Source organism: Methylobacterium sp. A49B (assembly GCF_053346215.1).
The window spans coordinates 22,961-49,403 of record NZ_JBKFBO010000152.1 but is presented as its reverse complement, the minus strand read 5'-3'; the positions used below and the strand labels follow the sequence as shown (position 1 = coordinate 49,403).

General features: G+C 57.6%; 15 protein-coding genes, 1 tRNA gene and 5 pseudogenes. 10 read left to right on the top strand and 11 right to left on the bottom strand.

Annotated features, from left to right (window positions below; all coding sequences use genetic code 11):
- The first annotated feature begins 50 nt into the window (after positions 1-50).
- The 3 genes from ACLBX9_RS32350 (at position 51) to ACLBX9_RS32340 (ending at position 2,774) form a co-directional block, all read left to right on the top strand.
- Positions 51-1,061: an NAD-dependent epimerase gene (locus tag ACLBX9_RS32350; protein WP_447721769.1), complete on the top strand. Its 1,011-nt coding sequence runs from the start codon at positions 51-53 to the stop codon at positions 1,059-1,061.
- Between the two features lie 136 nt (positions 1,062-1,197).
- Positions 1,198-2,265 (top strand): spore photoproduct lyase family protein, encoded by a 1,068-nt coding sequence (locus ACLBX9_RS32345; protein ID WP_447721768.1) that lies wholly within the window; start codon positions 1,198-1,200, stop codon positions 2,263-2,265.
- Positions 2,266-2,315: 50 nt separating this feature from the next.
- Positions 2,316-2,774, top strand: a complete 459-nt coding sequence (locus ACLBX9_RS32340) for a nucleoside deaminase (protein ID WP_447721767.1) — start codon at positions 2,316-2,318, stop codon at positions 2,772-2,774.
- A 4-nt stretch (positions 2,775-2,778) separates the two neighbouring features.
- Here the strand turns inward: ACLBX9_RS32340 and ACLBX9_RS32335 are convergent, their stop codons facing one another.
- The gene (locus ACLBX9_RS32335; RefSeq protein ID WP_010682687.1) at positions 2,779-3,090 is read right to left on the bottom strand and encodes an ETC complex I subunit; all 312 of its coding nucleotides are present in this window, start codon (positions 3,088-3,090) and stop codon (positions 2,779-2,781) included.
- A 26-nt stretch (positions 3,091-3,116) separates the two neighbouring features.
- A tRNA-Pro gene (locus ACLBX9_RS32330) sits at positions 3,117-3,193 on the bottom strand.
- A gap of 887 nt (positions 3,194-4,080) precedes the next feature.
- Here ACLBX9_RS32330 and ACLBX9_RS32325 point away from each other — a divergent pair.
- A complete protein-coding gene (locus tag ACLBX9_RS32325; RefSeq protein ID WP_447721766.1) occupies positions 4,081-5,457 on the top strand; it encodes a polysaccharide biosynthesis/export family protein in 1,377 nt (458 codons plus the stop codon).
- A 179-nt stretch (positions 5,458-5,636) separates the two neighbouring features.
- Positions 5,637-7,037, top strand: coding sequence for a hypothetical protein (locus tag ACLBX9_RS32320; protein ID WP_083920180.1), 1,401 nt, complete (start codon positions 5,637-5,639; stop codon positions 7,035-7,037).
- Between the two features lie 989 nt (positions 7,038-8,026).
- Here the strand turns inward: ACLBX9_RS32320 and ACLBX9_RS32315 are convergent.
- Both ACLBX9_RS32315 and ACLBX9_RS32310 read right to left on the bottom strand, forming a co-directional pair.
- Positions 8,027-9,274: a glycoside hydrolase family 16 protein gene (locus ACLBX9_RS32315; protein ID WP_447721765.1), complete on the bottom strand. Its 1,248-nt coding sequence runs from the start codon at positions 9,272-9,274 to the stop codon at positions 8,027-8,029.
- Complete coding sequence (locus tag ACLBX9_RS32310; protein WP_447721787.1) at positions 9,271-9,630, bottom strand: transposase; 360 nt, start codon at positions 9,628-9,630, stop codon at positions 9,271-9,273. The genes ACLBX9_RS32315 and ACLBX9_RS32310 overlap by 4 nt, the downstream gene beginning before the upstream one ends.
- A gap of 281 nt (positions 9,631-9,911) precedes the next feature.
- On the opposite strand from ACLBX9_RS32310, the pseudogene ACLBX9_RS32305 reads away from it, so the two are divergent.
- A pseudogene (locus ACLBX9_RS32305) lies at positions 9,912-10,167 on the top strand (IS3 family transposase); the annotation flags it as partial.
- A gap of 506 nt (positions 10,168-10,673) precedes the next feature.
- Positions 10,674-12,200, top strand: coding sequence for a phosphoethanolamine transferase (locus ACLBX9_RS32300; RefSeq protein ID WP_447721764.1), 1,527 nt, complete (start codon positions 10,674-10,676; stop codon positions 12,198-12,200).
- 66 nt (positions 12,201-12,266) lie between these two features.
- On the opposite strand, the pseudogene ACLBX9_RS32295 reads toward ACLBX9_RS32300, so the two are convergent.
- From ACLBX9_RS32295 to ACLBX9_RS32280, 4 genes and pseudogenes are all read right to left on the bottom strand, one after another.
- Positions 12,267-13,470, bottom strand: a pseudogene (locus tag ACLBX9_RS32295) (IS3 family transposase).
- A 101-nt stretch (positions 13,471-13,571) separates the two neighbouring features.
- Positions 13,572-14,693, bottom strand: a complete 1,122-nt coding sequence (locus tag ACLBX9_RS32290) for an acyltransferase family protein (protein ID WP_447721763.1) — start codon at positions 14,691-14,693, stop codon at positions 13,572-13,574.
- A 257-nt stretch (positions 14,694-14,950) separates the two neighbouring features.
- Positions 14,951-15,835 carry a glycoside hydrolase family 16 protein gene (locus tag ACLBX9_RS32285; RefSeq protein WP_447721762.1) on the bottom strand — a complete coding sequence of 295 codons (885 nt, stop codon included), beginning with the start codon at positions 15,833-15,835 and terminating at the stop codon, positions 14,951-14,953.
- An 846-nt stretch (positions 15,836-16,681) separates the two neighbouring features.
- Entirely contained in the window at positions 16,682-18,460 is a 1,779-nt protein-coding gene (locus ACLBX9_RS32280) for an alpha/beta fold hydrolase (RefSeq protein WP_447721761.1), read from the bottom strand.
- A 522-nt stretch (positions 18,461-18,982) separates the two neighbouring features.
- Here ACLBX9_RS32280 and ACLBX9_RS32275 point away from each other — a divergent pair.
- Positions 18,983-19,636: pseudogene (locus tag ACLBX9_RS32275) on the top strand (IS3 family transposase); the annotation flags it as partial.
- Positions 19,637-19,841: 205 nt separating this feature from the next.
- Complete coding sequence (locus ACLBX9_RS32270; protein ID WP_447721760.1) at positions 19,842-20,873, top strand: glycosyltransferase family 2 protein; 1,032 nt, start codon at positions 19,842-19,844, stop codon at positions 20,871-20,873.
- Between the two features lie 765 nt (positions 20,874-21,638).
- On the opposite strand, the gene ACLBX9_RS32265 is transcribed toward ACLBX9_RS32270, so the two are convergent.
- The gene (locus ACLBX9_RS32265; RefSeq protein WP_447721759.1) at positions 21,639-23,063 is read right to left on the bottom strand and encodes a lipopolysaccharide biosynthesis protein; all 1,425 of its coding nucleotides are present in this window, start codon (positions 23,061-23,063) and stop codon (positions 21,639-21,641) included.
- Positions 23,064-23,555: 492 nt separating this feature from the next.
- Between ACLBX9_RS32265 and ACLBX9_RS32260 the strand changes: the two are divergent.
- Positions 23,556-24,310, top strand: a pseudogene (locus ACLBX9_RS32260) (IS5 family transposase).
- Between the two features lie 12 nt (positions 24,311-24,322).
- Here ACLBX9_RS32260 and ACLBX9_RS32255 read toward each other — a convergent pair.
- Together ACLBX9_RS32255 and ACLBX9_RS32250 are read right to left on the bottom strand one after the other, a co-directional pair.
- Positions 24,323-25,156, bottom strand: a pseudogene (locus ACLBX9_RS32255) (IS5 family transposase).
- Between the two features lie 174 nt (positions 25,157-25,330).
- On the bottom strand, positions 25,331-26,380 hold the full coding sequence (locus tag ACLBX9_RS32250) for a glycosyltransferase family 4 protein (RefSeq protein WP_447721758.1): 1,050 nt from the start codon (positions 26,378-26,380) through the stop codon (positions 25,331-25,333).
- Positions 26,381-26,443: the final 63 nt, after the last annotated feature.

Below are 26,443 nucleotides of genomic sequence, written 5' to 3'. Positions count from 1 at the left end.
AACTTCCGCCATACCGGGACCGGGTCCGGGGAACCCGTTAGGGAAGCGCGATGAAACCTGTCCTGTTGACCGGGGCGGCCGGGTTCATCGGCTACCACGTCGCCAAGCGCTATCTGGAGGAGGGTCGGACCGTCCTCGGGATTGACGACCTCAACGATTATTACGACGTCGCGCTCAAGCAGAGCCGCCTCGGGCAACTCACGGCGCACGCGAATTTCGCGTTCCGCACGGTCGATCTGGCGGATCGCGCCGCCATCGAGGACCTGTTTCGCACGCACGCCTTCGGCACGGTCGTCCATCTCGGCGCGCAGGCGGGTGTGCGCTACTCCCTGGAGAACCCGCACGTCTACGTGAAGAGCAACGTTGAAGGCTTCCTGCACATCCTCGAAGGCTGTCGGCACAACCCGGTCGAGCACCTTCTCTATGCCTCGTCGAGTTCGGTCTACGGCGCGGTGACGCAGATGCCCTTCTCGGTGCACCAGAACGTCGACCATCCGATCAGCCTGTACGCGGCCACCAAGAAATCGAACGAGCTGTTCGCTCACTGCTACAGCCATCTCTACCGCATCCCGTGCAGCGGACTGCGCTTCTTCACGGTCTACGGACCCTGGGGCCGGCCGGACATGGCGCTGTTCCTGTTCACGCGCGCGATCCTGGCGGGCGAGCCGATCAAGGTCTTCGGCCACGGGCAGATGATGCGCGACTTCACCTATATCGACGACGTGGTCGAGGGCATCGTGCGGCTTGCCGCGAAGCCGGCGCAGGACAACCCGGCCTGGGACCCGCGCGCGCCCGATCCCGGCAGCAGCGCAGCCCCGTACCGGGTCTACAACATCGGCAACCATGAGCCCGTGCAGCTTCTGCACCTGATCGAGGTGCTGGAGGCCTGCCTCGGCCGGAAGGCGGTCAAGGAGTTCCTGCCCTTCCAGCCCGGCGACGTGCCGGAGACCTACGCCGACACGGACGACCTCGCCGCGGCGACCGGCTACGCGCCGAGCACCCCCATCGAGATCGGCGTGGAACGCTTCGTCCGCTGGTACCGGGCGTACTACCGCGTCTGACCGCGGGCGCGGCGATCGTCGGCCGACCGGCCGGCGGCGCCGGAGGCCATGCCCGGACGACACGTCGCAAGCCATTCCGGGGACGCCGCCCGACCCCATATCGGATGTCGGGCCAGCCTCGGGCCCTGGAACCCGCATGGCCCTGACCCGCGACCTCCTCGATATCCGGACGATCTACCACGAGCCGGCGGTGGAGGGCTTTCCCCTCGGCCAAGAGATCCTGGCGCGCTTTCCCGATGCCGAGCGCATCGCGGTGCCGTCGCACTGGAACATCCCGGAGCTGCACGGCAATGCCGGATCGGTGGCGGACTGGGTGCGGATCAAGCGCTCGACGCTGGTCCTGGGGGTGAAGAAGAGCCTCACGATGCGTCCGAACGGCCGCAGCGCGCACTTCATCGCCCCGTCGACCTCCAACGGCTGCGCCATGGCCTGCGCCTACTGCTACGTCCCGCGGCGCAAGGGCTTCTCGAACCCGATCTCCCTGTTCGTCAACGTCGAGCAGGCCTGCGCGGCGATCCGTCGGCATGCCGGGCGGCAAGGTCCCCTCCCTGAGCCGGACCTGATCGACCCGGCCGCCTGGGTCTACGACATCGGCGAGAACGGCGACCTGTCGGTAGATGCCGCCGTGAGCAGCGGCGTGCGCCGCTTCGTCGAGCTGTTCCGCACCGTCCCGAACGCCAAGGCGTCCTTCGCCACCAAGGCGGTGAACCGCGACCTCCTCGACTACGACCCACAGGGCAAGACCCGAATCCGCTTCTCGCTCATGCCGGCACGGATCGCCAAGGTCGTCGACGTGCGCACCGCCCCGATCCCCGAGCGGATCGCCGCCATCGACGACTTCGTGGCCGCCGGCTACGAGGTCCACGCCAATTTCTCGCCGGTCATCCTGTACGAGGGCTGGGAGGACGACTGGCGGGCGCTCTTCGCCGAGCTTGACGATACGCTGTCGGACGCCGCCAAGGCGCAGCTCAAGTGCGAGATCATCATGCTGACCCACAACGCGGATCTCCACGCCGTGAATCTCGGCTGGCATCCGCGGGCGGAGGATTTCCTCTGGCGTCCGGATATCCAGGAAGCGAAGGTCTCGCAGGGCGGCGGCACCAACCTGCGCTACCGGACGGGCTGGAAGGGCCGGTGGCTCGGCCGGTTCAAGGCCCTGCTCGCGGAGACCATGCCTTACTGCACGGTGCGCTACGCGTTCTGAACTCCCGGTCCCGCGCGGCGTTGGAGCGCCAGCGGAGGGAGAGCGTCGTCATGGCCACGCACGAGACCTACATCCAGGAAGCCGTGGCCCTCGCCGAGGCGAATGTCGCGGCCGGAGGGTCCCCGTACGGCGCGGTGATCGTGCGCGACGGAGGGATCCTCGTGCGCGCGGCCAACACCGTGCACGCCACGAACGACCCCAGCGCCCATGCCGAGATGGTGGCCCTGCGCGAGGCGAGCCGGCTCCTCGGACGCCGGGACCTCTCGGATTGCGTGATGTACGCGAGCGGGCGCCCGTGCCCCATGTGCCATGCGGCAATGCGGCTCGCCGGCTTCAAGCGGGGCTACTTCGCCTACTCGGCCGAGGAGGCCGAGCAGCACGACGCCGGCAGCGCGGCGATCTACGCCGAACTCTGCCAGCCCCTCGAGTCGCAGCCGATGCGTCTGAGCCAGGTCCGGCCCGCGGGCGAGTCGCCCTACGCCGCCTGGGCGGCGCGACGGAAACGATGACGCCTCAATGCGTCCAGGGTGCCGTTCGGTTGAACTTGAAATTGTCCGAGTACGAGAGGCCTTTGCGGGCGGCGGGCTTGGCCGGCTGCTCGACCCGGTAGGCGATACCCTCGCGCTTGGCGTAGGCCACCGCCTCGTCCTCGGTGTCGAATTCCAGGCGCACCTGCTGCAGCATGTCGGACGAGCCGTTCCAGCCCATCAAGGGGTCGATCTCGCGCGGGCTGGTCCGGTCGAATTCCAGGATCCACTGCTTGGTCCGGGCGAGGCCGGACTGCGTGGCATCGCGGGACGGTCGGAAGATGCGGGCGCTCGGCATCTGCGGTCGACAAGCTCCTGAAAGAATGGTCGGGGCGATAGGATTCGAACCTACGACCCCCTGGTCCCAAACCAGGTGCGCTACCAGACTGCGCCACACCCCGACACCCTCATAGAGGGCCAAGAGGCCTAACGCTTTGGCTGTTCCGGCGCAACTGCGCCGATGCGGTGAATTTGGAACGCACGGGAAACGAATGGTGGCTGGTCAAACCGAGCGGTGCGACGAAGGATCCGGCGCTTCCACAGGCTGTGCAGTCGCGCTGAGTGCGCCGATGCCAGGGATGGTTGTCGGCCGAGCGAACGGCGGCCGTTGTCGCGTCTACGTTGATGACACCGTGGCTCCGCTGCCAGGGTATGGCTATAGAATCATCCAAGACAACCTTGAAGGCACACGGTGGCAGGCGTGCGAGAGGCGATCGAGGCGGCGGAAGCACGGCTCATCCCCCTCCCCCTTTTCCCGCGACTACAACCCATCGATCGTTCGACTTATCCAGGATGAGAAGCTGCTCGCGAAGCACAAGCGCGTGGTCGGGAACAACGCAGCGCGTCCCTACGCTCATCCCTGGGCTACCACGCAGCGGATGCGCGCTCGCATCGCCGCGTAGGACGCGCCGCAACTGCCTCGCCGCAGCACGACGCGGGGGCGACGTGGTCGCTGATCCATGATCGGGCGCAGCTCTGTGGACGACCGCCACATCATTCCCCGCATCGATTGCTCCGCCTTGCCACACACCTGTCTAGCTCATGGCTACTATCGGCCGCTGGTTATGGATCCGTGCGGAGTGTTAGAGTCTTAGCTCGGATGAGCATCGAGGCGCTCGATTATGGATCGCTGACGGCCTCTCCAAAACCGAAAGACTGCGGCTAAATATGATCGTCAATTAACATGTTGTAAGATGATGGTAGCCGAATTTTCACCTGTTCCGGGTGTAGAAAGTTTGCACTGCCGCTGCTTTATCGCTAAAATTTCGTTAAGAACGAGGAGAATTTTATGTCTTTGTGGCCTCGAGTTTTTGCATTCTACTGTGCAAGTATAATCTGCACTCATGGTGTCGTTGCTGGCGAAACTCCGGGTCGTTATCTTCTCGGCCCGCAAGATCGTATCAATATCAGAGTGTATGACTTGCGCCGAAACACTGGCGAGGCCTATTCCTGGGTCGCGCTCAATGGCCAGTTTTTAGTTGCGGCAGACGGCACTGTCTCACTTCCAATTATTGGCCAAATCAAAGCCGAAGGTGGAACGCCAGGCGATCTTGCGACTGCGATCGGCGTCGCGCTCAAACAAGCCGCCGATCTCGCAGAAAGGCCTGCCGCATCGGTCGAAGTGGCGACGTATCGGCCATTTTACATCACTGGCGCCGTCCAACAACCCGGCAAGTATGAGTATCAGCCTGGGTTGACCGTGATCCAAGCCGTCAGCACCGCGCAGGGCTTTGTTCGCGGCTCCGATCCATTGGCCATGCAACGCAATGCCCTGACCTCGCGCGGCGAAACGCAAACCTTAGCCGCCGAAAGGGTTGCGCTGATCACCAGACTCGAACGCCTCGATGCAGAGATCGCTGGAGCAGATACAATCACGATTGCGGAGGAACTCAAAAATAATTCCGACAAGACAAGAGTGGCTCAAGCCATCCGCGACGAGCAACTTATTTTTGAGACGCGGCGGAATGCTACTAAAGCAGAGGTTCTCGCGATCCAGAGAAATATCGATACCCTCAAATCTGAATTGACAGTTCTAGAGAGCAAATCAAAGACGCTTGATCGTCAGCTTGAACTGAGTCAAAGCGAACTCAATCTAGTGAGCGATCTTGTGTCGAAAGGCTTAAGCATAGCGCCGCGGAGACTGGCCGCACAGCAAAGCCAAGCGTCATTTGAGAGCAACCGACTCGACGTTCAAGTGGCAATGTTGCGGGCGCAACAGAGCCTAGCCCGCGCGGAGCGCGACATCATTGATCTGCGGGCGCGCTTCCGACGTGAAGCGCTGTCCGAAGCTGCAGAGACGCGCCAGAAGTTGGCACTGAACGAAGAGAAAGCGCGCACAGCCGAGAACCTTTTGAGCAACGCCGAATCGCAAATGCTCAGCAGCACCAGCGACGCTTTCGGCAATACGGTGGCCCGCTTTGAGATCACCCGCGGCATTGACGGTGCCGCGAAGACTTGGGTCGTCTCGGAAGACACATCCGTGGAGCCTGGCGATGTCGTCAAGGTCAGCCTTCAACGTGGTCGTGGCGCGCAGACAAACCAGATGACCGAGACGCCAATGGTGGCGACGTCACCCACCCGGTCGACGGGCGGCGTTAGTCCCGGTCGCGGCGGCACATATTCAACTGAAGTCACTCGCCGAGCCACTGAGAACACAATTCCATGACGGCGAATTTTAGTAAATAGACACAGGCAATATTCAATTTTCTATCAATCTTAACGTATGTCAGCCAATCTTAAGGCAGATTTCCGCGTTCAGTAGGTTTTTTGGACTATGCCACAGCGCCACGTCCCAGATGAATCTCAGCCGCAACCAAGCGTTCAAATTCTGCGGGCCTATACGATATGAGCATAGAGCCGATTGGGGCCATCACATTTATCCTCGGCCTTATCTGCTTATTATTGGGCACGCGGGCAATAGTCATCGCGTTCTTGGTTGTTTGCGTTCTCGGTTCGGCGGCGGCAATTCTGTTTGGGAGCACAGGTATCGCACCGGCCCATGTTTTTCTGATATTTCTGGTTCTCGCAAATTTGTCCTATCGGGATGTTTGCGCGAAAGTTCTCAATCAACTTCGATTTCCGGAGCCAGGATTCTGGCTGCTATGCCTGTTTTTATACGGGGTTGCGAGCAGTTATATCATGCCGCGACTGTTCGCCGGTCAAACTCAGATCATACCCCTTGGCGCGTCATCCAACTTGCCGACAAGCGAGGGAACTGTCCCACTCGGTCCCGTATCGAGCAATCTTAATCAATCCATTTATATGCTGGGGAACATAGTATGTTTCACGATAATCGCGGCCGTGGGATCGACGAGAGAAGGCATCGATACGGTTACGAAGGCACTCATCGCCTTCTGTCTTGCCGACATTTGCTTCGGACTTATTGATGTTATTACCGCCGCGACGGGAACACAGGACGCACTAAAATTTATACGCAACGCGCAGTATACTTTTCATGATGACGAAACCGTGGGAAATATGAGGCGGATCATCGGTTCTTATACCGAGGCGTCCGCCTTCGCTTGGATCACCCTAGGTGTGTTCGGCTTCACAGGGACCTTATTTCTCTATGGACGCAAGCCGCTAATTTCGGGTCTTTTAGCATTATCTTCGCTTTTATTTATTGTGCTCTCAACATCATCGACCGGACTGGTCGGGTCGGCGATGGTGGCATCAATTTTATACATGATCGCTTTTATGCGATGCAGCACCCGCCTACAAGATCGCTTCAGTGCTGCCACTGTTATCGCCTGTCCCCTATTGCTCATTATCTGTATAGTGCTTGTTTTATCAATCGATGGCGTGGGATCGGCGATATATGATTATGTTGATACACTCGTCATAAGCAAAAGTACAACCCAGTCGGGTGCCGAACGCGGGACTTGGAACACTTATGCGTTGCGTAACCTTTTTGACTCTGGAGGCTTGGGGGTCGGCTTAGGAACCAGTCGTGCTTCGAGTTTCCCGCTGGCTGTACTTTCCCAAGTCGGGATCCCGGGAGCAATTTTCTATGTGTTGTTTTTAGTTTCAGTTTTTCGAAATGTAGACGAAATCCCACGCAGTTATACCGGCGACATTCGCGCTGCGGCCAGAGTGGGATGCATCTCATTGATATTTGGAGCCATGATATCTGGCACGACTGTTGATTTGGGATTGTTATTTTATGTGTTTGCTGGCTGCGCATGTTCTGCTTCATATGATCGGCAAGAGGCGAGCCATGGCATGGCTTCTGCTTATCAACTATAATAATTGTTCAGACAAAAAACTAGAGCCGGACTTTTGATGGATCTTATTAAGTTTGCCGTTCCTCATCGGCTCAGCTTAATACAGTCAGTACATCGCACGCTGTCTGTAAATGGCAAACAATAGGTCGCTCGTAAATCGATCCGTCTCCATGGGTCCGGGCTTGAAATTCAAGCTTATCATGGACGTGTGCAAACTTCGCAGCCCTGAACCGGAGCAGAACGCTGACAGCGACAAGGCAAAGTGGCCAAGGTGGTGGTCAGGGGTCGTAGTCGCGGATCAGGCGGCGGGAGCGTGTCTTCGAAGCGAAGGCCCTCACCATCCGTCGTCACGGTCGGTCTCTGCCAGCGTTGGCCCGGTCCGGCGCGCTCGGCGGCAGTGTTTAGACCCACATGCGTAGCCACAACGCCGTTACACGACCAACCCTGAAGCGGCCCCTGGTCCCCGGCACGACGCGCGCTTGCGGCGCCGGTTTCCCCCTTGCATCGGTCCGGCACGCGGACAAGCACCCACTCCAAGCGGAGGATGGGACACGCGTCGAGGGACGCACGAGGCGAAGTGGATGATGGCGGATCGGGCGCAAGCGGGGCTGAGGCTCGGTGGCTTGGAAGCGGCCGTACCTCTAAGTATCGCTATTTACGCTGGGATCTCGATCATGTCGTGACGGGTAGAGGCCACCTCCGGGGCTGGCTCGCATAACGGTCAACGCGGCGCGGTCGGGTGTGCGCGGCCGACCGCTCTCCAGCTTGGCCAACTCAAGCGGAGGTATCGGCACGATCTCGACCCAAGGGCCATCGCGACAGAGCGATTTCGTTGTCCCTCTGCAACGCGCCGAATACGGCTCTGTTTGAAGGTCTGAGCAGACTTTCGCATTCGCAGATGGATCTGCGCCCACGTCGTGCAACACCGTAGCGGTGGCCGATGGGAGCAGTCCAGCCTCAATGCCGCCATCGACCCGAGCACAGAAATGAGCGGGAAGGTCACGCCTTCATTCAATCTGCAGAATAAATTCGAATGTAATCAACCCACATATCAACATATTTCGCGGGCGGAACAACTATGGGCCAATCACCCGAGGAGAGAGCGTTGTCAAACATCCAATAAAGAGGCGTCTTGCTGCCTTTCTCTGGGATTGGTATTTTGAAAGTTACTTTATCGTCGATGTAGAATGTTGCCTGTGCATCTTCGACCAGTACCCCGTACGTATGCCAATCTGAGGTGGCGTCAAAATTTGCTGTGAACATCTGCCGAGGAACGCCATCATTCTTGCCGTCTCCTATCCAGAGGATGACGTTGTTGGCTATAGTGTATGAACCGGGGTCAGCCTGCTCGTCGTAAGCCTCGAAACCATCGATCTCGAGGCCGTTCGGCTCGTTTCCCTTGCCGTCGGTGCCTAGGCTACCGGCCCACATGCTTGGCCACATACCCTTGCCGAGCGGCAAAATGGCTCGCATCTCGACGTAGCCTTTGCGGAATGCAGCAATCGGCGGCCGTCCATCTGCGTACGCGGTGCAAAGCAGGCCGGAGCGCCATTTGCGCCCATAACTCTGTGGATCCACGTATGCGTCATCGTAAAGGGCGCGAATGCGAAGGCAAGACGGCATCGGAAGCTGGAAGACATCGCTCAGCTTCTCGTTTTTTGTCATGAAGTACGAACCCGAGCCCCACTGATTGCCGTCAGGGCGCACGCCAAACGCCCACCGGCTGTCGTCCGGAAGCGTGTCGAAGTCGTCCGCGAGAAGCTGCCTCATCCCGGTCGCGGGAGCAGGAACCGACAGCGCCGCACGCCGGATGGCCGGATTATCGATCAACAGTGTGAAATCGAGGCGAAGCCCTTTTTCGGTTGGGTCGTCATACCACGCCATGATGCGGCAGTTGAGCGGGCCGGTGCGGACGCTGCTGAGATCCATCGTGGCGGTCCACCCGCCTTGGCCGTCCTGCGCAACGCTGACCCAGGGCGACACGCCAGGCACGGCAATCATGATGTTCTTGAATGTGCCGGTGTATGTGCCGGCGAAGGCGAACGTCTTGCTGGCAGTGAGGATAATGTCCGGGTAGGCCACGCAGCCCTGCGCTTCAGCTGTGGCCGAGCCCGTCTTGATCGGTGATGTGAGCGTCAGCATGCGCGCAGCCGTGGCTTCAGCCGGCGTCGTCGGCATCGCGTTGGCCGCAAGGGCGGCAGCACCGGCGCCCAACAAAGATCGTCTGTCAATCTGCACGCGACGCTCCATGTAGCTCATTTGATATTGAACAGTATAGCTGTGTTCGATGGCGATACCACCAAATTGTCTTTGCCGTAGAATCCGCGTCGCGAGGACATCGACACGGTGGCATCGGCCGCCGAGTTCTGTACGGATCGAGCCTTTCGCAGACCTTCCGAGCCGGTGACGAGGAGCCGGCGCGGGTACTGGTCTCCTCCCTTGGAGTTCCGGCCGAGCCGTTCCTCACCGCTGCTGGACTTGTCGAGCGGTGTCAAACCCAGCCAGGCCGCACACCGACGCTCGGAGCAGGAATGGCTCGGACCGGTGACGGCGGCGGCCAGCGCGGTCGCGCCGAGGAAGCCCCCCCGGCTTGTTGGCGATGCGTCGGGCGTGATCGTTCGAGCGGTACCAGGCCAACTGATCGCGCTCGAGCCGATGACGGCTGTCTTGCACCCCCAATCGCCTGCTCAGCGAGGGTGCCGATCACTTGGCGGCCAGCTTCCGGACCTCGTACGCCTCGCCAGCGATCGCACGCGGTACAAAGGCGAGGGCGAGCGTGAGACCCGTCGAGATATCGATGCTGACTCGGGCAGCAGCGCGCGGACCATGTGACCAATTGCGTGCGCTGGCGGACCAGGAGATCGCGTGTCCGATTCAGAGACAGGGCTGATCGCTGCTCGACCAGTTTGGTCGGCACGAAGCACATGGTCGGCCGCGTGACAGCTTCGCAGTCGAAAATCCGCTGGCTAAGACGATCAGCGGCTTGTTCAAGCCGAGGTGATCCATCGGCGCAGGCCGTCGAGTTCGCTACCTTCGAATTCACCGACTGGTTCAACACCCGCCGCTTGCTCGAACCCATCGGCAACGCGCGTTCTGCCGCAGCCGAAGCGACCGGATTTCCTGAGGTCGAGGCGCTCACCCCGGCTCCCTGATCCAAGCCATACGGCCCCCAGGAAATACGGTGCGGTCCAGGCCTGTCTGGAGTCGTGGGCGTGCCGCCCGTGCTTTATCGTGGCCGGAGCCCGACCGCATGAATACTCAGACGGTTCAACGGATTCCGCCATACCGCCGTAAACCACGCTCGACTCGTCCGCAGGTAATCCACTGCAGTCTGCCTCTTATTTACTTTCTGCCACCGGTTCCTAGTTTTGAAAATACAAGCAAACGGGTCCTGAGATTTTGAGAATTTGGACCTGTCTCAGTCTTTGATCCGTTCCAGAAAGAATCGAAAGTTTCCCAAACAAAAACCCGAGCCGAGATATTGATTTTGCCTTTTTCGCGAACGATTCCATGCTAGTTCTTTGGGCAGTGAAAGGGGGAAGCGTTGATGTTCGGTCTCGTCGGGATGAGGCGGGGAGGACCGCTATCGTCAGCGCTTGTACTCGGTGGCACAGTCCCCCTTGCGGCGGCCGTTCTCACAGCTGCAACCGGCACCGCGATGGCTTTCACCACCCTCGCTCTCTTGGGCATTGCCCTTTTCAATCTCGTCTTCTTTACAGCGCTTTTAACAGCCGGCGTGCACTTCCTTGGGCGGACTATCTTCCGCATACTTTACAGCTTACTATGCCTTTTTTTGAGCCTCTACCTATTCGCTTACACATACCACTTCCTACTCTACGGACAGCTCATCGGCGATCCGTCGATCAGCGCGCTTCTCGATACCAATCCGCAGGAGGCCCTTGAATTTCTAAACTGGGCGACGGACTGGCGTCGTGTGCTTCTGGCCCTCCTGGCGGCGGTTCTCGCCGCACTTGCGCTCGCCCTAACGACGCCACGATCAGTCCCGAGGCCGTCGCGGCGAATTGGGCTCGCTGCGGTTGCGCTTGCCGGCCTGATGCTGCCGGTCGGCGCTTGGCATCGCGGCATCTCGTATTTCAATCCAGGCTTCTTCCTGCCGCGCTCGGTTACCAACAACCTGCTCTACCGCGCCGCGGCCGAGCGCATGCAGGCCGCCCTTGAGAAGAATAGTGTCGGCGATGTCACCCGACCAACAGAGCGGGCGGCGACCCACATCCTCATCATCGGGGAATCCACCACGCGCCGCCACATGTCCCTCTATGGTTACGAGCGTGACACGACACCCAACCTGCGTCGGCTCGCGCCGGAACTCTATGTCGCTGAGGACGTCTGTTCGTCCCGCGGCCAGACGGTTCCGGCACTGCAGGAATTGCTCACCTTCGCATCTCGCGAGGATCTTGCGCCGCTCTTCGAGAAACCGAGTCTGCTCCAGATCCTGAAGGCCGCCGGTTTCCGCACGTGGTGGCTTTCGAACCAGCAACTCTACGGCAGATGGGACAACTGGTCTGCGATCCTGTCGGGACCGGCTGACACACGTGTCTTCGTGAACCGCGTCGGCTGGGGCGCGGGCGTCAGCCTCGACGAACAGCTTCTCGCTCCCCTCACAATGGCCCTCGCCGACCCAGCGCCCCTGAAATTCGTAATTGTTCACCTACTCGGCGCGCACGCCGAATACAGCCTCCGATATGCGCCAGCGTTTGCACGATTTACCAACGTGTCGCTTCCTTCTACGCCACGGCGCCTACAGGGAATCGAAATCGACCGCTACAACGCCTATGACAACGCCGTGCTCTACACGGATCATGTGGTCGCACAGATCATAGATGCCGCTCGCGAGACCGGCGAGAACGCAAGCGTCACCTTTCTCTCCGACCATGGCGAGGCGCTCGGCGAGGTCTCGGACTTCCACTCCCACATTGATGGCCCCGCCCCACGCCAAGTCTACGAGATTCCATTCACAATGTGGATCTCGCCGGCGCTGCGCAACCGCCTCGGCGCCAAGGTTGAGGACCTTCGGGAGAATCTAACGCGGCCCTACCAGACGGACAGCGTCATCAATACCCTTCTTGACCTGTACGGCATCGACCATGCCGGCCGCGTCGCCGAAAGGAGCCTGTTCGCGCCCGCGTTACGGATCCCGGTCCGATACTGTGACACCCTGCCTTGAGCATCAGATCGCTGCGCGGCATGAGCGCAATCTTGAGCCTCCCTCAGCATCGCGGACACAGGGAGATCATTTCGCAGTCCTCTCGGCGTGCTCGGGCGTAAGATCGCCGAGTGCCGAGTGGATGCGGTGCCGAGCGTGGTAGCCCGCGATGTAAGCGGGCAGATCGCGCCGCGCTTCATCCCGGGTTACCCATCGTCGCTGATGGACGAACTCGACCTCGAGCGTGTGGAAGAAGCTCTCTATCGGGGCGTTGTCGTGAGGCCCAAGCCGTGCGGCTCATGGACGGCTTCGCCCCCATACCGGCGAGCTGTCTCCGGTAGGCCTCGGTTGCGTCCTGGCTGCCGCGATACAAGTGGCCGATGAGCCCGGCGGCCGGCCGCTGCCGCTTGGCGGCCATCATCAATGCCGCCGCCCCTCAGCTCGGCGCGCATGTGATCGCGCATCGACCAGCCGACGATCTTGCGCGCGGCCAGTTCGAGGACGGCGGCCAGGTACCGCCAGCCCGTGTCGGTCGGCAGGTTGGCGATGTCGCTCCGCGATCCTTCGGTTCGGCAAACCAAGCCGTGTCGGGTCGCGCAGCCGAGAAATCCTGCTTGACGAGATTGGGCGCGATCGGGAGATCGTGACGGCTGTCGGTCGTACAGCGCCGGAACCGACGACCCGCCAGGGCACGAATGTCTTGCCGGCGCATGTGACGCTCCACCGCCCGCGGCGGACGAACCGGCCCTCAGCCCGGAGGGCGGCATGCACGCGTGCGGCACCTTGGCGTCGGTGGCAGGCGGCATGGACGCGCCGGACGTCGTCCAGGGGTTGGCGATCGGAGGCCGAGCGGGCGCTCTCAAGCCGTGAGCGCCATCCGTGGAAGCCGCTGGGCGAGGCCCCGAGCACGCGGCACATGAGACGCACCGGCCGGGTCCGCGCATGCTGCTCCTTCAAGGCGAAGGTCACTTGGGCAGCTCCGCGAAGTTGCCGATCGCTTTTTTGATCCGTCGCGCTGCATACGCGGGCGTTCGAGCCCCTGCCGCAGTCGGACGATGTCGGCAACCTGATTGGAAGGGGACGCCACTGGGCTTGGTAGCAAGGCGCCCGTCAATCCAGCAGACTGCGGTCCAGATGAAGGCCCGTTCAGCGTGTCATGCCATTGCCTCAGCATCGAGTGCCGGATCCCAAGCTCGGCCGCGACCTGCATCGGCGGCCGGCTGCTGCTCTCCAGCAAGGCGGTCGCCTCGCGTTTGGACTCGTGTGTGAACTCTCGTCTCGTCTTCGCCATTCGACACCTTCCCCGCTCAGCATGAGCGTATCAAAGGTGTCCGCGATGCCGAGGGAGGATCAACATACGGATCCCCGCGAATGACGGAGGTGACCTTAACCTCAGGTCGGTGAACCAGCAGCTCCAATCTTGACCTTAGGTAGCTCCACGCGTTTAGGTAGCAGCCGTGCGCGGAGTCCAAGGATAGGCCTCTCATAGAAGCGCCAGGAAATATGTGCGAGAGCAACGCTAATTGCAAAGCTGATTAAGGCACCAATGAACCAGCCCAAGATTGGATAGTTCGCAAGACCAATATAGCCTGGAATTGATCGGCTCGGTATGAAGTTATGAATGAGATAGAACCCGTAACTGATAACCCCAAGATATTCAAGCGGCGGCCACTCAAGTAACCGGACCGCTAAACTTTCTTGATTACAACGTATCCATGCAACAAGCAATGCTAGCGCAATGCTGACTGTGAAAGTTGACATTCCGCCAATGGGATCGGGCACACGGGCGGCAAGCCAGCTCGCGCTGTAAGTTGCGATGACGGTCACCGCGATGAGGAGCGGAAGTGTCCTGCGTAAGGGCGCGCGGTATCGCTCCGCGCGCATGAGAATGCCAGCCGCTCCTCCCAATGCGATCAGCGCGAAGTTCCAAGGACTTGTCAGGTAGATATTCCGCGCTGACACGCCGTGATGTTGCATCAACAGGTGCCCTGCTGCGGCAACGATCACCACGCAGATACAGATGCGTGCATGCCAGACCGCCGGGCACAGCACGAAGGCGATCGGGGCAAGCACATAGAACTGCTGTTCGACCGACAGCGTCCATAGGACTCCGAAAGGACTGCCTAAATTGGGACTGACGAATGCTGAGAAATAGTTCGACAAATAGACCGCGTGCCAAACAAAATCGAGGCCATTCCCCATAGGGTCATATAGCCTTCGTACAAGAAAGAGGAGAGCCAGCAATCCATAGTAGGCTGGAAAGATGCGTAGCGCTCGCTTAGTGGCGAAGATGCGCAGTGCCGTGCCGACCCCGTAACGAGCAGCCTCCACATCAAGGCGCGCCCCGTGCAACTCACCAATGATGAGAAATCCTGAGATTACTAGGAAAGTCCATACCCCCAAGGGCGCGGCATAAAATTCAAGATTGCACTTGTGCGATAGGAATACGGCTATTACGCACAAAGCGCGTAGCCCGTTAAAGCCAAGTATTCTAAATTTAGTCGACTCTGCCATCTGCTCTTACAATCAAAATGCTTCCATCCACACTGAAAATCTCAGATGCCGTTACTGACCCTTGATTCGATCCGTATGGCAGAAAATGCCAACTTCGAAATTTATCAATATTTGCATGCTGTCAATAGAAATCTCTTCCCTGGGTTGATACAAAATACTTACAGATCGACAACGTGGCAATGACATGCCGGCCCCGATCTTGGAGCTTGAAATGGGATGACGAGGGCTGGCCGGTTCTAGAGGAATGTCATTTTAGCTCATTCCTTGCAGATCAGATCGCGCTTAGGCAAATCGGGCGCATAGGCATGGACATAATCAACAAGCAAATCTGAAGGATTCCGCGTTTTGTCGATAGGCCAACCTGAGCCGAGAGCAAGATTGACAAGCATCATCAGTGGCTTCGTGTGCTCGTGCGGAGTTGGCTTTCTGCCGATCTCGCGCCGGTCTAAATAGAATATGATCCATTCCTTTGTCACTTCGACGCCATAGGTGTGAAAAGTCTCGCTCAAACTACCGCTTGGCACCTTAGTGGTAATTGCTTCGCCTCGATTTTCTTCGGGATTGATCTTATTCCAAACATGCAGAACAGAATTGAAGGCATCCGGAATGTGTCCATAATACTCTATGACATCGATCTCGACGCTCGGAGTCTTGTCGTCCTTCCGTGAATTGGATGCAAGCCAGAACGCCGGCCAAACTCCTGGACCGGGAGGCAACTTCATACGTGCCTCGAAGTAACCGTATGTCTGTGCGAAACCGGCCGTCGTCGGGTCAGCGGAAGACAGCAAGCCCGACGTCCACTTGCCGTTCTCGTGCTTCCTGGCCCTAATAGTCAATATGCCATTTTTCACGAAGAACGGCACGTTCCTTTCGGGGTCTGAGTAAAAGTCTATAGGATCCAGAAACTTTGCATCGCCGAAATCGCCATTCCAGGGGGTGTGTGCGGACCACCGCGCTCGTTCGTTGTTGGACTTAGATACGCTTAAATCATTAAAATCGTCACCCCAGACTTTTTTGTAACGGCAAATCTGAAGTGATCCGTCCCCTGCCTGAAGCTGATTACACGCTGCAAGGACAGAAACGACGCTCAGCACTGCGGCCGGGAACATCATCAGGATCGCTCTTCGGAAACGCGATTTCATTCGGGAGTTCCGCTAATTCTAAGTTGTCTCAGCGCATAGGTGCAGCGACCGACGAAGGCTCTTTTCGAGGTTAATCTAGAGCACGGTCGCTTCTCCCTCTCACTCTCTCAACCGCCAGACGCCTCATCCATCTACGGGCAATACCACGTTATCCGACAAATTTCCGGACGTCGTACCGAATGCCAAGCGGCCGTCACGACAAACCGGGCGGGCTGAGCGTGATGAGTCTGCTGGACATCGACCGGGAGACCTTCGTGCGGGTGGCGTTTTCAACGCGTGTCGAAGGTCGGTCTGCCGATGGCTCTCCCATGCAGGCAGTGCGAACATCCTTCACGACGCCGCCCATCGACAAGGATCGAGATCGCTTACCACCGCTTCGCCGCCTGAGGGACGACCCGTGCCGGGCGTGGGTTCGGAGGCCTCCCGGCACACCACAGCGTGCCGTTGGTGTTCATGGACGGATCACGCAGCCTTTGAGCCTACCGACTGCCCTTGCACGTCACAGCTCATACTACACAGGCCATCAGGACATGGACAGGTTCCGGCCACGCAGCATCACGCTGAGCCTCGTCTGCCGCGGGATCGAGAACAGCGAGCGCCCGCGACGCCGCGGCTAGATCGTCGATCTATCGACAGGCTTGGGATGAGGACGGCCTGGCCCGCTTGGCTCGCGTCGATCGCCGCCCAAATTGTGACCAGCACAGGACAGCTACGCCCCTGCATCCACGCCCGCGCCCTCATCAGCCAAAACCAAGCGGAACGAGCCCGCGTCTAACCCCAAACCGGAAAGCTGCGGGCTGACCGCATCACGGCAATTTATTTCGTATCCTCATCGTACAAGTCCTATCAGATCTTCGACACCACGCCAAAATGCTCACGTCGATTATGTGCAGCTAACTTGGCGTTTTCATTTTGAATGATGCCTCTCAACGCCAGGCCAAATTCATCAAACACTCCTTCATTGGCGAGATTATGGTCCGCCTTATCAATCACGACAATGGGACCTCCAATAATATCTTCGACCTTCTTCTTATCATGTCCCAAATTTTTATAAACCTCCAACATGCCTGGCTCGTTTTCGCTGAAAATGAAGGCAAGAGACGCGCCGCGTTTGCGGACATTATCGATCCGGCCACTTACAGTATCTTGAAAATTGACTTTCTGGAATATATTTTTTACGCTCCTTTTGGAAACTCGACCTGCAAGGCGCGATAGCTTCATCAATATCCTCAAAATTCTTTTGGGATCACGAAAGAGGCGAGACCATGATGCACGGCTCTTGGCCTGTGCTGCATAGCTCGCCAAGCCCCAATTCGGGTTACGCATCATAGTTTCAAGATCATACGAGGGATTCCAATCAAAGCAAAATAAGTTTACGAGAACTGCCGCTGAGATCCGCTCATCTCGACATATAGCGTGAAACGCGAGAAACGCTCCGCTACAAAATCCGACGACCATGACCGGATTTTGAGTTGACGCTTGCAAATGATCAATGACGACACGTACGTCATTGACAGCGTCCAGCGAGTATAGGGGCGATGAACCATCACTTCTTTCCACACTGTCTCCGATACCTAAGAGATCAAATCGGAAGGACGATACGCCGGATTGCGCTAACTTGCGGGATAGGGCTACAATCTGCCGTCCTCTGCCCGAGTGTGGGTTTCGACCTGAGCCAATAAACAAGATTATTGGAGTGTCGATCGCACTGTGTTCCGGCCGGCACAAAACGCCGAACATGCCGTGACCGAATTGTCTCGGCCTTTCGCTCCAGCCCGGACCATTGATCTGGCTTGCCGGTGAGGGCGTTCGTCGCGCCTCCGTCGATAACTTTGCTTGGTGAATAACAAAATTCGTAACATTTTTAAATGCTTCGGTCGGCGTTTCCGAAAACATGTCACTGACAAGAAGATTGGCAAGTTCTGGAAATAATTCTGTCGACACTTCACAGCCAAGATCCTTGTATCGCTGTGCGAGGCGTTTGGTGTCGCTGCCGATGATAAGCACTCTGGGAGCCGGCGCTCGTATATCAGCAAACAAATCAATTTTTGAAATATCAATAATCAGAGAACTGTGTAAACGAAAACTGCCAAGCAGCAATTCGTCAGCTTTCTGAGGGATTGGCGTACCATCTGGGAGATGATCGATCGTAGTCGCTCGTAATCTCATTTCTCGCAAATAAGCTCGACCGCTTGTGAAAGGCGCGAGAAGGGCAAGTCCGTCAACGTTGCAATTGGCTGCAACCAAAGCCGCGAGAGTCGCGCCTAGTCGAAGTCCAACCAGTACGATCTCCTTCGCTTCAGCTTCAGTGCGAAGAAACATGACTGCTTGAATAATCGCGTTGGTAAAATTATCCAGGCGCCGGGGATCGATGTCGAGCGAATCGCCTTCTCCTGGGTAATCGAAACGCAGAACTGCACATCCAGCACCCGCGATCTGCGCTGCTAATTCTCGCCATGCTCGATGAGCTGAAAGTTGTTCGAATCCCAAAGTTCCGCACAAAATCACAGCGCGATCGCTGACACCAGCACTGAACCAGCCAAAATTTCCATTAAATTCAACAGGATATTCAAGAATAGATGACCCGACATCTTTCATTGCTGCCGACATGAATTCAGCGCCCATCAAGTCAGGAGATTCCCATTGCGTGTCCATTAATTCCGGAGGCCTACAGTGTAAACTCCCGATCTACCGTCTGGACTCACTCCCAGTTGCAAACAGTCGCCGCGAAGCAGACGGCAGCGAGGTATTTGCCCGCGAACCAATCGCAACAGGCGGCGTTGCGACAGGTATCCGCAACCCTGCCCGGACGTCCGTTCGATTGTGGTACAGCCGCGACAGAGCACGGACGAGACGGACGTGATCTGCCCGGTAGCTCCGGACTTGGCTGATTGAGAGGATCAGCCAATACCAAGGAAGCCAGCATACGCCGAGGGCTGAAGTTGAACGCGCGGCCGGGGCCTCGTGCGCTTGAGCAGGATCGCGGGGCGCGCACCCATGTTTAACATGTGCTCGCGGACGGCGTGACTGGTGGAGTCGCCGTCGCCGTCGCCGACAACGCTCTTGGGCACGCATGGCGGCTGGTCGAGCAACGGACTGAACCGCCCCGAGGTTTTCGGAGGCTCCAGCTCTTGGAAAGCTGGAGCTATGACGAAACACACTCCGCCTTTATACCTGAGGCTTGCGAGCGGGCAGTCCGGCCGGTTCGGGAGCACGAGGGCGAGTCCAGTTCGCAATGGGCTGCGATCCAGTCAATCGCGGCCAAGATCGGTTGCTTGGGCGAGACGCTGCGCAATTCGGCGCGCCAGGCCGAACGCGGCCGGGGCGTCGGGGTCGGCTCGACCACGGACGAGTGCGAGCGGATCAAGGCTCTGGAGCGGGAAAACCGCGAACTCCGGCCGGCCAACGAGATCCGGAGGAAAGGATCGACGTATCCTGCGCAGGTGGAACTCGACTGCCGGTTCCGGTCGTGATCACATTCATCAACGATCACCGCGCCCTGAACGTTGACGGGGCGATCTCAAGGGTCCTGCCGATCATCCCGTCAACGTACCGCGCCTAGACTGCGCGGCGGACCGACCCGGCAAGCTGCCGCCCGGGCCAAGCGTGCCGCGGCACTGATGGTCGAGGTCCGGCGCGTGCACGCGGTCAACTTCGGCATCTACGGCGTCCGGACGGTCTGGCGGCGGCACGCTCGCGCGGGGATCCGGGTCGCGCGCTGCACGGTGGCCCGGCTGATGCGCGCGTTGAGCTTGGCCGGCGTGGTGCGGAGAGCGCAGGGTCCGCACCACCGTTCCCGATTTTGTGCTACGAACCGTTTCCCGTGAAGATGACCGTAGAATATCTGTGCAAATTACGCCTCCTAGATTTTGCGAGATGAATTTGATCGAGGCTTGCGGCAGACTGAGTCATGCAATTATAATCAGATTCTGAAGTCGCAATTGACTCGCTGGACATTTGATATAGATCAACCATGTCGATCTGCTCAGTCGACAAAGATGCAGGAATGGCCTCTGAGATGAAAATTGCGAGATATCTTAAATCTTACTTTATTAACGGGATTGTCGCATGGATCCGCCGCACTGCGAAATCAAGAGACTTGGCGTGCATCAAACTTCGACCGGAATTGAGCCAGACGACCCATGTTGTTTTGATGATTGTCAAGAATGAGCAATCGCGGATACCGTTCTTTCTGCAATATTATAGAAACTTAGGATTTCAGCATTTTGTGGCAATCGACAACTGCTCTACCGATGGCACAAGGGAAATCTTATTACAGGAGCATGATGTATCGCTATTTGAAGCCAAAGGCGGATTCAAGAGCGCGAGATTTGGCATGGACTGGGTTAATCACATCGCGGCAAAATATTGCGCAAATAAATGGCTTCTACATGTTGACGCAGACGAATTTTTGGTTTTCGAAGGCTACAAGACCCGTAAAATTTTAGATTTTACAAAGGACCTCGCAGCTCGCAATCAAATCAGCGTCCAGTGCGTCATGCTGGATATGTATAGTGACCGATTGCCCTCTGAGAATTTTTATAGGTCTGGGCAGGATCCATTGACGATTTGCAACAAGTTTGATGCCTCCGGATATCAGGTTACTTACGATTCGGTTTCAAGGACCAGTTGGATCAAGGGCGGTGTGCGGAATAGATTATTTTTTGAGGAGATTTCTAACTCTCCGGCGCTGAATAAGACGCCTTTGACATACTGGAAGAGCCATTATGCCTTCATTAAGTGCGCCCATGAACTTTGGCCGCCAAGGCTTAACAATGGCGACTCCATCGAAGGAGGACCACACCATGGAGCGCTGCTCCATTTTAAGTTTTTGAGCGATTTTGACTCGAAAATTTTGAACGAAATCACAAGTCAGCAGCATACCGCCGAGTACAGTCAATATATACTTGGAGCCAATCGAGCTTATGAGAAAGGATTTGTATTCAGTGAAACTGTCGACTATAAGGACTGGAACACACTTGTGCAAGCTGGACTCATCTCACAGATATACTCGAAAGAAAGTAGATTAACGGTTTAGCATCATCGCGTCGAATTATGATGATTACTCTATTAATCCAACAGGGTTGCGATATTCTGCCGTATAGATGTGTGTCGAAACGCCACGGTCGATCTTCGCTGCTGCGTCACCTCCACGCTCGACCGCGACGATTGGCCTATACAACCCGAAGGCCCTCAATTTTTATTGCGCAAGGATCTTGCTCAAGGCCGGTCCCGCTCCAGCGAGGCAAGTCCACCCAAGCTCTTCCCAGGGTCTGGGTGGCCAGTATTCAGCCACAGGCGCAAGCCCAACGGAACGGGGATCATCGATCCCGCGGCGCCGCGTGGAGATCCCGGACCAAGGCCGTATATTCACCGGCCTCAACACACAGCCCATGGTCGCCGATGTGTTCCACCTCGATGGCGCGACCTTGATGACCATGATCATGCATCGGTAGCCCGACCGGCGCCGGAAGGGCGAGCGGAACGAAGGGAGGCCAAGTTGGCCTCTCGCCGCCCCCTCATCCCTGACCTCACGTCGACATCGACAGAGGAGCGATGGCGTCGGCTGTGGCGACGCGCCACAAACGAGATTGATGCTGTGATGATCTCCGCCTCAGCAAGAACCGCTCGCACCTTGTCACGCAACCAGGAGCGGCGCGCACTGGCGACCACGAGGTGCGACGAGATCGAAGGTCAAGACATAGGACGGATAAGGGCCTTCATGACATCACTATATCCAGGCCCCGGCTTTAACCCAATGAGGCGCCTGTCAGCAAACAGCTACTCGTGAATATTTTACACGTCATCTAAAAACTGCGACGAGAGATTTAATATTATATCCCGCAATTAGAAGGGCAAGCAAATATGCCATTGCACCGACAGAAACGACAACCGCAGTGGTGACATATATATTGACAAAGACACCGGCGATAGTTCCCCCTAATAGACCAACCGCACAATACATCGCGGCTCCGGCAGTCAATGGTATTGCGCATTGGCGCAGCTGTGTAAACGGACTCAAGCCAATCATCGATTTTAAGCAATACATCGTTATTACCATCAATACAAATGAACACAGCAGCCTTGATAATATGACTCCCTCAGCGCCAAACTGCCAAGCGCCGATCGCAATCACTGGCAATTTCATCATAAATTCGACGAAAGACAGATTGAATAAAATCTTTGTCTTTCCAAGTGCGGCAGCAAGCGCTGGAAATGGCTGAGTCAATAAGTAAAAAATGGGCTCAATCGCGATTATCTGCAAGAACGGCACCACGGAGAGCCATTTTTCTCCGAGAAGTGCTCGAACTAGGGGGTCTGCTGCAACGCTAAGGCCAAAAAATATGGGGACCCCGACCATCGAAACTGCTCGTAAGCATCGTTCGTATTGTTGAGTGAGTATCGGTCGATTGCCAGTCGATTTTGCGAACGTTGACATCATCGGGGTTACTGTTGGCAAGATCAGACTCTGCGCCGGCAGGGCCGCGATGTCATTGGCCATAGTATATCTGCCAAACTGCGCGTGATCTACAAATTTACCTAGCAATAGTCTATCATACTGCCAATTAAATGCGGCAAATGCCTTCGATAGGCTCAGCCAGCCGGAGAATGAAAGAAAATATTTGTACTGCAGAAAAGTTAATCTTGGCCAGCACGGGGCGATAATATATGACAGGCTTGAGGATGCCGCTGGAGCTACAACAGTATTTACGACAATCGACCAAACTCCCGCGCCCATATATGCGCAGGTGATGGCAGCTATGCTACCTATAGCTTTCCCAAACGTTTCGATAATGAATGTCGGTCTAAAATCCAAATTCTTTACCGTTAAAGCGATGCCAGGACTTGTCATGCCTCGCGCGACCGAACACAAACTTAGTGCCAATACTAAATCATGCAATTGAGGCATTCCGTAAATTGCGGCGAACGGCACGGACAGCGCAGCAGTTACAGACGCTATCAAAAAACTCCTTGCTAGATTGATTGTAAAGGCAGTGTCTAAATGTGATTTAGAAATGTTAGGCATGCAAATGAGGGCAGCACCAACTGGGAAATCGGTAATCATATCGATTATCGATATCAACGTCATCGCAATCGCAACGATGCCGAATTCACTGGGTCCGAGCGTTCTTGCGAGAACAAGTAACGTGATAAAATCGATTCCCTTTCCAATTATCTTTGAGGAAATTGTTAACAGGGCACCGTTAAGCGCTCGTTTGGAACTCATTAGAAACATCCTGGCAGAAACATCGAATTTCTCACGAATCCATCCGCAAATTTACAGGTAGACGAAGAATGCTTTCAAGATCATGACTCGTGGACGAAATAGCCATATCATAGACACGTTTTGCTTAAACACTCAAATTTCCAAGATCGAGTTTATGTGATGCGGCTTGCTGACTGATCCCGGCTACTCAGCGCGAAAACCATCCAGGCGAGTTTAGGGCTGTGCCTCGTTGCCAGCAGGCTGCCCAATGGGTCCGAGCCGCAGGGGGGCTTTTAGCGTAGGCCGTAAGTTTTTCAATTGCGAGTACGTTTCGGGTTGAGCACTGCTGAGTGCTCGGCGGCGTTGAACATCGCCTATCCGAGCCCAACCGTCAGGAAATTATAGATCTGGTGGAGCCACCGCTTCCTCCGTGAACCGATCTAGGTCGCGAACCCATAACGGCTGGCACGGTTGGACCGCGGCGTCGTTAGCCCTCTGAGCAGGAGGGCCTTGATGGCGCGGTTTGATCTGACGGATGCGGAGTGGGCGGTGATCGAGCTTCTGTTGCCGACGGACGTGCGCGGCAAGGAGCGCGTGGATGACCGGCGGGTGCTTAACGGGATCTTCTGGCGGCTGCGCACGGGCGCGCCCTGGGCCGACATCCCGGCGCGCTACGGCCCACATACGACCTGCGGCAACCGTTTTCGGCGCTGGCGCAAGCGTGGCATCTGGGATCGGCTTCTGGACGCGGTGTCAAAGGCTTACGACGGCGACCTGCAGATGATCGACGCCACCAGCGTGCGGGCTCACCAGCATGCCGCCTGCACCCAAAAAAAGATGGCCGATCCGGTGGCATGGGTCGCTCGCGTGGCGGCCTGACGAGCAAGATCCACGCGCTGGTGGATGCCGAGGGCCGTCCGGTGGCGCTCAAGATCACCGCGGGTCAAGCGCAAGATGGGCGCGCGGCGGCCGACATGCTGGGCGGTCTGGGCACGGGCCAGATCCTGCTGGGCGACCGAGCGTACGACAGCGACGCGTTACGCGCTCGGATGGCTGAGTAGGGCGCGTGGGCGAACGTCAGGCCGATGCCCAACCGCAAGAAGGTGTTGGCCTTCAGCCCGTTCCTGTACAAGTACCGCAATCTGGTCGAGCGCTTCTTCAGCAAGATCAAGCACTTCCGCGCCGTCGCCACGCGCTACGACAAGGATCCCGACAACTTCCTCGCCAGCGTCAAGCTCGCAGCCGTGCGGGTCTGGCTGCGAGCTTAATGAGTCCGCGACCTAGAGCGCCCAACGGAACCGTTTGCGCGAGTTGAGGATGATGAGGCTTTCGGCGAGGCTGGTGAAGGCTTTGTCGATATCGGCGCGTTGCTCGTAGTGGATAAGCAGGCGGCGGTAGCGGTTGAACCACGCGTCGATGTCCTCATCCTGAGCTTGTTGAAGGATCGACGACCCAGCGGTGACGCCCGCGCCGCTCGCTGCTCTCGGTACCTCGCGGGCGATACGCGGTACGATCCCGCGGGCCCTGCACATCTGGCGCCTTGCCCTGGCATCGTAGGCCTTCGGTGCGCAGCTTTCCGGGCCGTCGGCGCGGTCGCCAGCGCCGTCCGCTCCGTAGGGGCGGGATGGCGTCGAGCGTCGGGGCCTGCATCGGGCTGTCGTGCCGATTGACCCCGCTCAGGCAGAAGCCGAGCGGCGTCCCGCGCGCATCGGTGACGAGGTGTCGCTTCGTGTCCGGCCTGCCCCGGTCCGTCCGCTTCGGGCCAGTGGCAGAGCCCCTTTCCCGCAGGGACCGACGCAGTGTCCGAGTTCACCCGGCTCCAGTCGATCTCACTCGCCGCGTGCAGGCCCTCCAGCATGACCTGGATGCAGGCGAGCCTAGACGCTCGCCCCCTGCCTGTCAGGCAGGCGCCGCCAGCGACTCATCCCGCAGCCGCAGCCCATCGCGGCGGGCAGCATTCCCCAGTGCAGACCCGAGCGCAGCACAAACAGAAGGCCGCTCAGCGCCGCCCGGTTCGCGACCGGACGGCGTCCGCCCTTCGGACGGGGCCGGGGTGGTGGAAGGAGCGGGGCACTCAAGGTCCAGAGATCATCGGGCAGAAGCGGGCGTGTCACATCCACCAGCGCCTGCCAAACGATCCGTGCCCGATCTGTTGAGCGCTCCTAGTCTGCATTGCGCGCAGCCACGCCGGCGCGTCAGGGCGGCGACTTTGCTTCATGCCGTCACGAAAGCCAAACAGCGTATGCAGCACTGTTTAAGCTCGTGTCGACTATAATCGTGCGGGTCTGTCACAGAGCTGATTTGTAGACTTCAATCGTTTCGGCGCAGACACGCGAGATGGTCAAATATTGTATCTGGTTCTGGCTTTGGATTTTCCAGAACGCCAGTTGTTGCGGATCGTCCAGTAACCGCAACATCTCCCGTGCAAGGGCGTCTGGCCTTCGCGTGGGCACAAGAATACCGGCCTTTCCATCGTTCAACAGCTGCGGAATTCCATCGACGTCGGTCGCGATTACTGCACAACCCGCTTCCCTTGCTTCGGAGATCACGAGCGGTGCAGGGTCTGCATGGGAGGGAAGAACGAAGATATCCGCCGCGGCCAAATAGGAAACTGGCTGCTGGATTGTCCCAAGGAACTCGACCGAATTTGCGCTCGACAGCTCGGACACATATTTAGTGTATGTGTCGATCATAGGGCCGCCTCCAACAATATATAATTTGCAATCCGGCCTGGATCGATAGACGATTTCGAAGGCATCGAATAGATCAATCAAGCCTTTTCTAGGATGAAGTCCTCCTACGAACATGACATTGGGCTTTGAAAGACAGACTTGCTTGCGATCCACACTTTTCAATCGAGCGGAACCGATTGTGCCGTTCAGCACGACCGCAAGCTTCTGTTCCTTGATGCCTCGCCGAGACATCGATTTTTTCACGGCCTCGCTAACTGCGATGACCTTCTTGCCAAGTCCCATCAAGATGGAGCTTCGTTCGAACTCGTTGTGTACAGTTGTAATTAAAGGGATGCCAAGCATCATGCAGGATGGCCACGCCAGGACTGCACTGGTCATCATATGCGCGTGCACAATATCGGGGCGATCCTTTCGCAACAACCGATAAAACGCCAGCATCTCAGATGGAATGAGATGTATCTTTCGCCGATGAGCGAGGTATCTCGTTCCAACTTTGTTGTCCTGCAGCAAATCGTCAAAGTCGCCACCGGCGCTAGCGATGAGAACAGCATGATCTAGTCGCGCCTGCTCGCATGCCAAGTCGACCGCAGCATGGACGTGCCCATTTGATTTTTTGGTATGGTTAAGGATATGGATGATTTTCATCGGAACTGACTTTAAGCTCCTCAGCAGACGGTTTGTAGCTAATGGAAAAATTCAGTCCGCCAT

Coding starts and splice junctions, on each gene's coding strand:
- ACLBX9_RS32350 (WP_447721769.1), top strand. CDS start 51: ATGAAACCTGTCCTGTTGACCGGGGCGGCCGGGTTCATCGGCTACCAC.
- ACLBX9_RS32345 (WP_447721768.1), top strand. CDS start 1,198: ATGGCCCTGACCCGCGACCTCCTCGATATCCGGACGATCTACCACGAG.
- ACLBX9_RS32340 (WP_447721767.1), top strand. CDS start 2,316: ATGGCCACGCACGAGACCTACATCCAGGAAGCCGTGGCCCTCGCCGAG.
- ACLBX9_RS32335 (WP_010682687.1), bottom strand. CDS start 3,090: ATGCCGAGCGCCCGCATCTTCCGACCGTCCCGCGATGCCACGCAGTCC.
- ACLBX9_RS32325 (WP_447721766.1), top strand. CDS start 4,081: ATGTCTTTGTGGCCTCGAGTTTTTGCATTCTACTGTGCAAGTATAATC.
- ACLBX9_RS32320 (WP_083920180.1), top strand. CDS start 5,637: ATGAGCATAGAGCCGATTGGGGCCATCACATTTATCCTCGGCCTTATC.
- ACLBX9_RS32315 (WP_447721765.1), bottom strand. CDS start 9,274: ATGAGCTACATGGAGCGTCGCGTGCAGATTGACAGACGATCTTTGTTG.
- ACLBX9_RS32300 (WP_447721764.1), top strand. CDS start 10,674: ATGGCTTTCACCACCCTCGCTCTCTTGGGCATTGCCCTTTTCAATCTC.
- ACLBX9_RS32290 (WP_447721763.1), bottom strand. CDS start 14,693: ATGGCAGAGTCGACTAAATTTAGAATACTTGGCTTTAACGGGCTACGC.
- ACLBX9_RS32285 (WP_447721762.1), bottom strand. CDS start 15,835: ATGAAATCGCGTTTCCGAAGAGCGATCCTGATGATGTTCCCGGCCGCA.
- ACLBX9_RS32280 (WP_447721761.1), bottom strand. CDS start 18,460: ATGGGCGCTGAATTCATGTCGGCAGCAATGAAAGATGTCGGGTCATCT.
- ACLBX9_RS32270 (WP_447721760.1), top strand. CDS start 19,842: ATGGCCTCTGAGATGAAAATTGCGAGATATCTTAAATCTTACTTTATT.
- ACLBX9_RS32265 (WP_447721759.1), bottom strand. CDS start 23,063: ATGAGTTCCAAACGAGCGCTTAACGGTGCCCTGTTAACAATTTCCTCA.
- ACLBX9_RS32250 (WP_447721758.1), bottom strand. CDS start 26,380: ATGAAAATCATCCATATCCTTAACCATACCAAAAAATCAAATGGGCAC.